Source organism: Uliginosibacterium gangwonense DSM 18521 (genome assembly GCF_000373965.1).
In the GTDB taxonomy this organism is placed as follows: Bacteria; Pseudomonadota; Gammaproteobacteria; order Burkholderiales; family Rhodocyclaceae; genus Uliginosibacterium; species Uliginosibacterium gangwonense.
The window spans coordinates 23,035-29,218 of record NZ_KB892850.1 but is presented as its reverse complement, the minus strand read 5'-3'; the positions used below and the strand labels follow the sequence as shown (position 1 = coordinate 29,218).

Below are 6,184 nucleotides of genomic sequence, written 5' to 3'. Positions count from 1 at the left end.
AAAGCCCACATCACCGATCTGACTGAGACCGCCCAACGCCTCAACCAAGGCCAAGACCTGCACGACACCCTGGGGAGTCTCGCCAAAGACCATCAGGCCCAGGAAGACACTGACCAGGCGGAAGTCGTCAAAAGCCTCAAAGACCAACACCAAGCTATCCAGGGCAGTGGAGGTGGCACAGGCGGAAGCCAAGGTGATGGCAGCTTCCCCGAACTGAGCGCCCCGCACCTGGTGCTCGCCAGCCCCGCCGGGATTGAAAGCACCACGCCCAAGAGCACCCACCAGCACAGTGGTGAGCACCATGCCATCTCCGCGAGTGGGCATGCCAGCGTGGTGGCGGGGAAGAGTTGGCTGGTCAGTGCGATGGATTCGGTACGAATGTTTGCCTACAAGACAGGGATCAAACTCATCTCCGGTAAAGAGAACATCGACATCCAAGCCCTACAAAAAAGCATCAACCTCTTAGCCAAGCTAGAGATAACCGAAAAAGCCAAGCGAATCACCTTTAATGCCAAAGAAGAAGTCATCATCAACGGCGGCGGCAGCTACACCAAGTGGAGCGCCGGGGGGATTGAGAGTGGCACCAGTGGCAGTTGGGTCTCGCATGCGGCCAGCCATAGCATGGCCGGGGCCAAGTCTGGTAGCAAGGCGTCGCTGCCAGAGCCGCCCAAACCAGGGCAGGGCCAACTCGAAACCAGTGAGCACGAACTCCCCGCCACAAACGAATGCATCCCTTGCAAAAATGCAGCCGCTGCTAGAGCCAAAGCCGCAGCTAAAGGTGGCACAGCCCACAGCATCGGCTTTGCCATGGGCTGGGAGCGCTTCAGCCACAGCGACTTTGCCCTTTCCACTCTGATCCCCTTCGTCTGGGAGCGCACCTACGCCTCCAACCTTGGCGTACTCGACAACGGCCCACTCGGTGCACGCTGGACGACCGACTGGCTCTGCCACATTGAAGAGCGGGGCGATGAACTCATCTATTGGGGTGCCGATGGCCGCCCGGTCACCTTCCCCAAGCTTGGGGTGGGCAAAGAGCATTACCACGCCATTGAAACCCTCACGCTTAGCCGCCAGGATCACCAAACCTTAGTGCTGGCCTTTACCCCCGACTACAGCCAGCGCTTTGAGCGCGTAGACACCGGCAAAGGGGCTGGCCGTAAAACGATCTACCGTCTCACCCAGGCCAACTGGCCCAACAAGATCAGCCTGACCCTAAGCTATGCGCATGAGGCCAGTGCGCTACGCAACGCCCCCTCCGAATTGAGTCTGCAGCACGACCAAAAGGTACTCGCCCAAATCGGTACCACCCTGGATGATGCCGGGCGCATCACCGCGCTGCAGCTTTTGGTTGAAGGCCAAGTGGTACGCACACTCGCCCATTACCAATACGACGAAGCAGGCGACCTGATCGGCGCCACCGACGAGAACGGCGCCTGCTGGGATTACCGCTATACCCGCCACCTCATCACCCGCTACAGCGACCGCACCGGGCGCGGCATCAACCTCGAATGGAGCGGGGCCGAAGAGCACGACAACCACCTCGCCAAAGCCGTGCACGAATGGGCCGATGATGGTAGCTTCGACACCCGTCTCGAATGGGATGAGAACATTCGGCTGACCTACGTCACCGATGCGCTGGGCAATGAAACTTGGCACTACTACGACATCCTGGGCTACACCTACCGCATCGTCCACCCCGATAACTTCGAAGAATGGCTCTTCCGGGATGACGCCAAAAACGTCGTCAAGCACATCCACCCGGATGGCAGTGTGGATCACTACGACTGGGATGAACGCAGCCAACTCATCTATCATGAGCGCGCAGACGGCAGCACCCTGTACTTTGCCTACGACGAACAAGGGCATCTGACCACCCTCGTCGATGGCAGCGGCCAGCACTGGAAGCGTGAATACGACCTTGCAGGCAACCTCGTCAAAGAGATTGACCCCTTGGGCTTTGAAACCGAATACGCCTACAACAAAGCCGGGCAACCCATTGAAATCACCGACGCCAAAGGTGGCGTCAAAGCCCTGGCTTACACCGAAGGCGGGCAACTCGCCAGCTACACCGATTGCAGCGGCAAAACCAGCCAATGGGCCTATGACACCCGAGGGCGCTTGGCCGCCTTTACTGACGCCACCGACGCCAAGACCCAATACCGTTATGCAGAAGGTGTAGAAGCCGCACACGCAACACAAGCAGCACAAATATCCAGCCTCGAAGGCCTTCCCCCCAATGCCACCGGCTACCTGGAGGCCATCGAACGTGCCGACGGCAGCATCGAACGCTACGTCCAAGACGCCGAAGGGCGGCTCCTGGCCCACCTCGACCCGCTCGGGCGTATCACCCGCTACGACTACACGGGTGCTGGCCTCATCGCCCAACGTCACGATGCCCTGGGCCAGACCCTGCGTTACCGTTGGGATCGCCTCGGGCGGCTGACTGGCCTGCAAAACGAAAACGACGCCACCTGGCAATTCCACTACGACCCGGTCGGGCGACTGCTGGAAGAAACCGGCTTCGACGGCCAGCGTACCCACTACCACTACGAGGAGACCACCGGCATCCTCGCCTGGACGCTGCAACAACCCCAGGTCAGTGGCAGTATTCCGGCGACCGTCTCCACCGATCCACAAAACGGGCGTGTTTCGGAAACAGACCGTCATCTGCTCACCCGTTTTGAATTCGATGGCCTGGGCCGACTCATTGAACGCAGCGCCCACTGGAGTGATGCCCAAGGCCAAGCCCTGGACGCCCAGGGCCGCCCCAGCAGCGTTGAGCAAGCCGGTGTGCTCCACCGTGAAGAATTCGCCTATGACGGCAACGGACGCCTGCTTCTGGCTGCCAACGCCCACAGCCACCTCCAATGGTTCTATGACGAAGCCGGACGCATGGTGCGCGAACACCACGCCTACACCGAACAAGACCGGCTGGCCGTCTGGCGTCACGAATACGACCCCCTGGGCAATCGCACCCGCACCCACCGCCCCGATGGTCACAGCATCGACTGGCTGCGCTACGGCAGCGGCCACGTCCACGGCCTGCTGCTCGACGGACAGGAAGCCATCGCCTTTGAACGCGACGACCTCCACCGCGAAATCCTGCGCAGCCAGAACAACCAGCTCCAGCAACAGCGCCAATACGACCCCGTAGGCCGTTTGCTGGAACAAATCCTCAAAGCCAGCCCAGCCAATCCGGACAAACAGGGCTACAACGCCAGCAACCCCCCTAATACTCAGGTCCAGCGTCGCTACCAGTATGACGCTGCCGGCCAACTCCAAGGCATCCAAGACAGTCGCCGGGGCACGCTCAACTATCGGTACGACCCCGTCGGCCGCCTCATCGAAGCCCAAAGCCCCCTGGGCCGCGAAACCTTTGCCTTCGACCCGGCCAGCAACCTGCTGGATCAAGACGCCGATGCCCGTAGTGGAGAGCGCCGCTTCGGGGCAGAGGGCAACAACGGCACCACCTACAGCGCAGCGGATGACGCCATGCGTCACCCAAGAGCCGGACACTTCGGCCAAGCCAACACCAGCTCACGGCTACTCGATAACCTTCTCAAACAATACGCAGGCCAACACAACACCTATGATGGCTTGGGCAACCTTACCACCCGGCGTCTGAATGGCGAAGTCACCCAATTCCAATGGAACCCATTGGGGAGACTCGAACGCAGCCGCAATGCCCAAGTCGAAGTCAGCTACCAATACGACGCCTTAGGGCGACGCATCAGCAAACACAGCCAGGCTGTCGTCTACAGCGCCAGCAGTGACGGCCCGCTCTACGCCCAAAACGAACAACGGCGCATCGCCCAAGAAAAAGGCTACGGCCTTACCCTCTACGGCTGGGAAGGTGACACGCTCGCCTGGGAAAGCAAAGTCCCCACCGCCACCAGCGGCACGGACCACCACACCACCCACTACCTGTATGAGCCGGAAAGCTTCGTCCCGCTGCTGCAAGCGGCGACTGATCGCCCCATCCGGCTACCGATCCGCAGCAAGATCGAAGCCCCCTGGGAATACACCCCAATGGATGCCGCAGCAGACCAAGCCTTCACCCACACCGCCTACTACCACTGCGACCACCTGGGCACCCCGCAGGAACTCACCGACGAAGCAGGAAACCTCGTCTGGAGTGCCCACTACAAAGCCTGGGGAGAAGCCCAAGAACTCATCAGCACCGCCCGACGCAAGGCAGGGCTCACCACGAACATCAGATTCCAAGGCCAATACTTCGACCACGAGACCGGACTGCACTACAATCGGCATCGGTATTACGACCCGCATACGGGGCGGTTTGTATCTAAGGATCCGATTGGGTTGCGTGGTGGGTTGAATATTTATGCATATGCCCGGGGGAATCCGCTGAGTTGGATCGATCCAAGAGGACTAGACGTTGAGATCGTAGGCAGCGGGAAAAAGACATTGCAGGACGCGTGGGATAGAGTGAGGTCTACCAAGCGCGGGGAGGAAATGTGCAAAGTGTTAGAACAATCGCCAAAGAAATATACGATAACTTCTGATCCACCCCCAGGCGCTCCACGCGCTGGCCAGAGGGACACATTAATTGTTGTCGATCCCAGTTTTCATCCGCCGACAGATACGACCGAAGGTGTTCAGCCTGCGTCGACAGATATAATTCTTGCTCACGAGATTGGTCATGCGGCCACAGGAACGAAGGACGATGGCCCGGGCAGAATGAATAATGTAAATCAGAATGAAAATCCTGTTCGGCAAGAGCTTGGCTACCCCCTTAGAACGGCTTATTAAGCTATGAGATCTATACTCTTAATTATTGGTTTAGTTTTCTTAATTTCATCTGGTTGCTCTTCTATGGCATCGACAATGAATGATATCGATTTCCTGAAATCTCTTCGAGGACGTAACCCAGAGGACGATGCACGGCAGTCTATTCAGAGCCAACGAATCCGATTCTTGGCTGTCGGCGGGTATAGCTCTCATGTTCCCGGCATAGACATGGAAAACTGCCTAGTTGATCGAACGATGGTGGAAATTATTCCTGGTACGGGGGATGTATGGACCACAGCCGAACAGCAGGAACTACAGAACGTCGCGGAAGAGTATGCCTTCAGATTTAATTCGATAATTAGAGCCGAATTCGAGATGCGAAAGATACCTATCGATTGTTTCCCGAACAAGAAATCCCCCGATATAGGGTCAGCCGGGTAGAGTGCGCAATGTGTTGCGCGTGCGTTTGGGGCGTTGATTGCGGGATGTTGATTGAGCAGCCCAATTTTGCCTTGGCAAAGCCAGACGAAGCAGAGATCATATGGCGCTGGATTCGGCCAGCCTGAGTATGCGGAAGCGGCTGAAGCCGCTCCGTTTCCCATTAGTCAGAATCAATGAAAGATAAGTACGCCAACTTCGCTCAACTTGTTTCATCTGAGCCCGAGGGTTCATACAGGATTGCGTTGTGCCAAAGAGGTTCCGCTATTGCACTGATCGCGCCCCACGCCGGACGAATTGGGGTTGGCATATCAGAAATCTGCAGATCCGTCGCTGGAAAAGATCTCACGTATTACCTTTTTGAAGGTTGCAAGCCAGATAATAACGCGGACCTTCACATCAGCAGCTCAAGATTTGATGAGCCACAGGGACTTGAAGTAGCCAAGTCCGCCCAGATCGTAGCGACGATCATACATTGCCGATCTGGCCGCGAGCTTTTCATCAATGTGGGTGGCCTCGCAAGTCAGCTTGTTTACACAACAACAGACATTTTGAGAAGAGGGGGCTACGCTGTGGGTCGGCACATCAAGCCAGCGCTTCGAGGCTTGGACCAAGGCGATATTTGTAATCGGGGCTCCACTGGGCAAGGGCTTCAACTAGAACTCTCGCACGGGCTCAGAAGGAAATTGATTGCTGACGCGGACGAGATGGAACGGTTTTCAACCGTGCTTAGAGCCGCTTTCCGAAAACATATTGCTCTCATGGACTCCGTTTCACGGCACAGATCTATCCAACGAATTCAAACAACTGATTCCGGAAACAGAGATTGCCAGCAAAGAAACCTCTGCCCATCGGCAGATCCTGCATTGACGCCTGAATGACCCGCCGCTTCAAGTGGGTCGGGGTTCAGCAGATAGAGCCCGTTCCCGGTCAAAGATAAATAAAGAATGCCGAGGGCCTTGCCGCTTTCAAAGTGGCGAAGCTAGAATGCAGCCAT

The 6,184-nt window shown here is 57.4% G+C and carries 3 protein-coding genes; 2 read left to right on the top strand and 1 reads right to left on the bottom strand.

All coding sequences use genetic code 11. From position 1 onward, the window contains the following. Positions 1 to 303, bottom strand: a 303-nt coding sequence (locus tag B145_RS29370) for a hypothetical protein (protein ID WP_026259136.1), incomplete at its 3' end; no start/stop codon positions are given. On the opposite strand from B145_RS29370, the gene B145_RS25660 reads away from it, so the two are divergent. Further along, complete coding sequence (locus tag B145_RS25660) at positions 232 to 4,770, top strand: DUF2345 domain-containing protein (protein WP_245541868.1); 4,539 nt, start codon at positions 232 to 234, stop codon at positions 4,768 to 4,770. The genes B145_RS29370 and B145_RS25660 overlap by 72 nt on opposite strands. A 593-nt stretch (positions 4,771 to 5,363) precedes the next feature. After that, positions 5,364 to 6,068 (top strand): poly-gamma-glutamate hydrolase family protein, encoded by a 705-nt coding sequence (locus B145_RS29655; protein WP_018608177.1) that lies wholly within the window; start codon positions 5,364 to 5,366, stop codon positions 6,066 to 6,068. Positions 6,069 to 6,184: the final 116 nt, after the last annotated feature.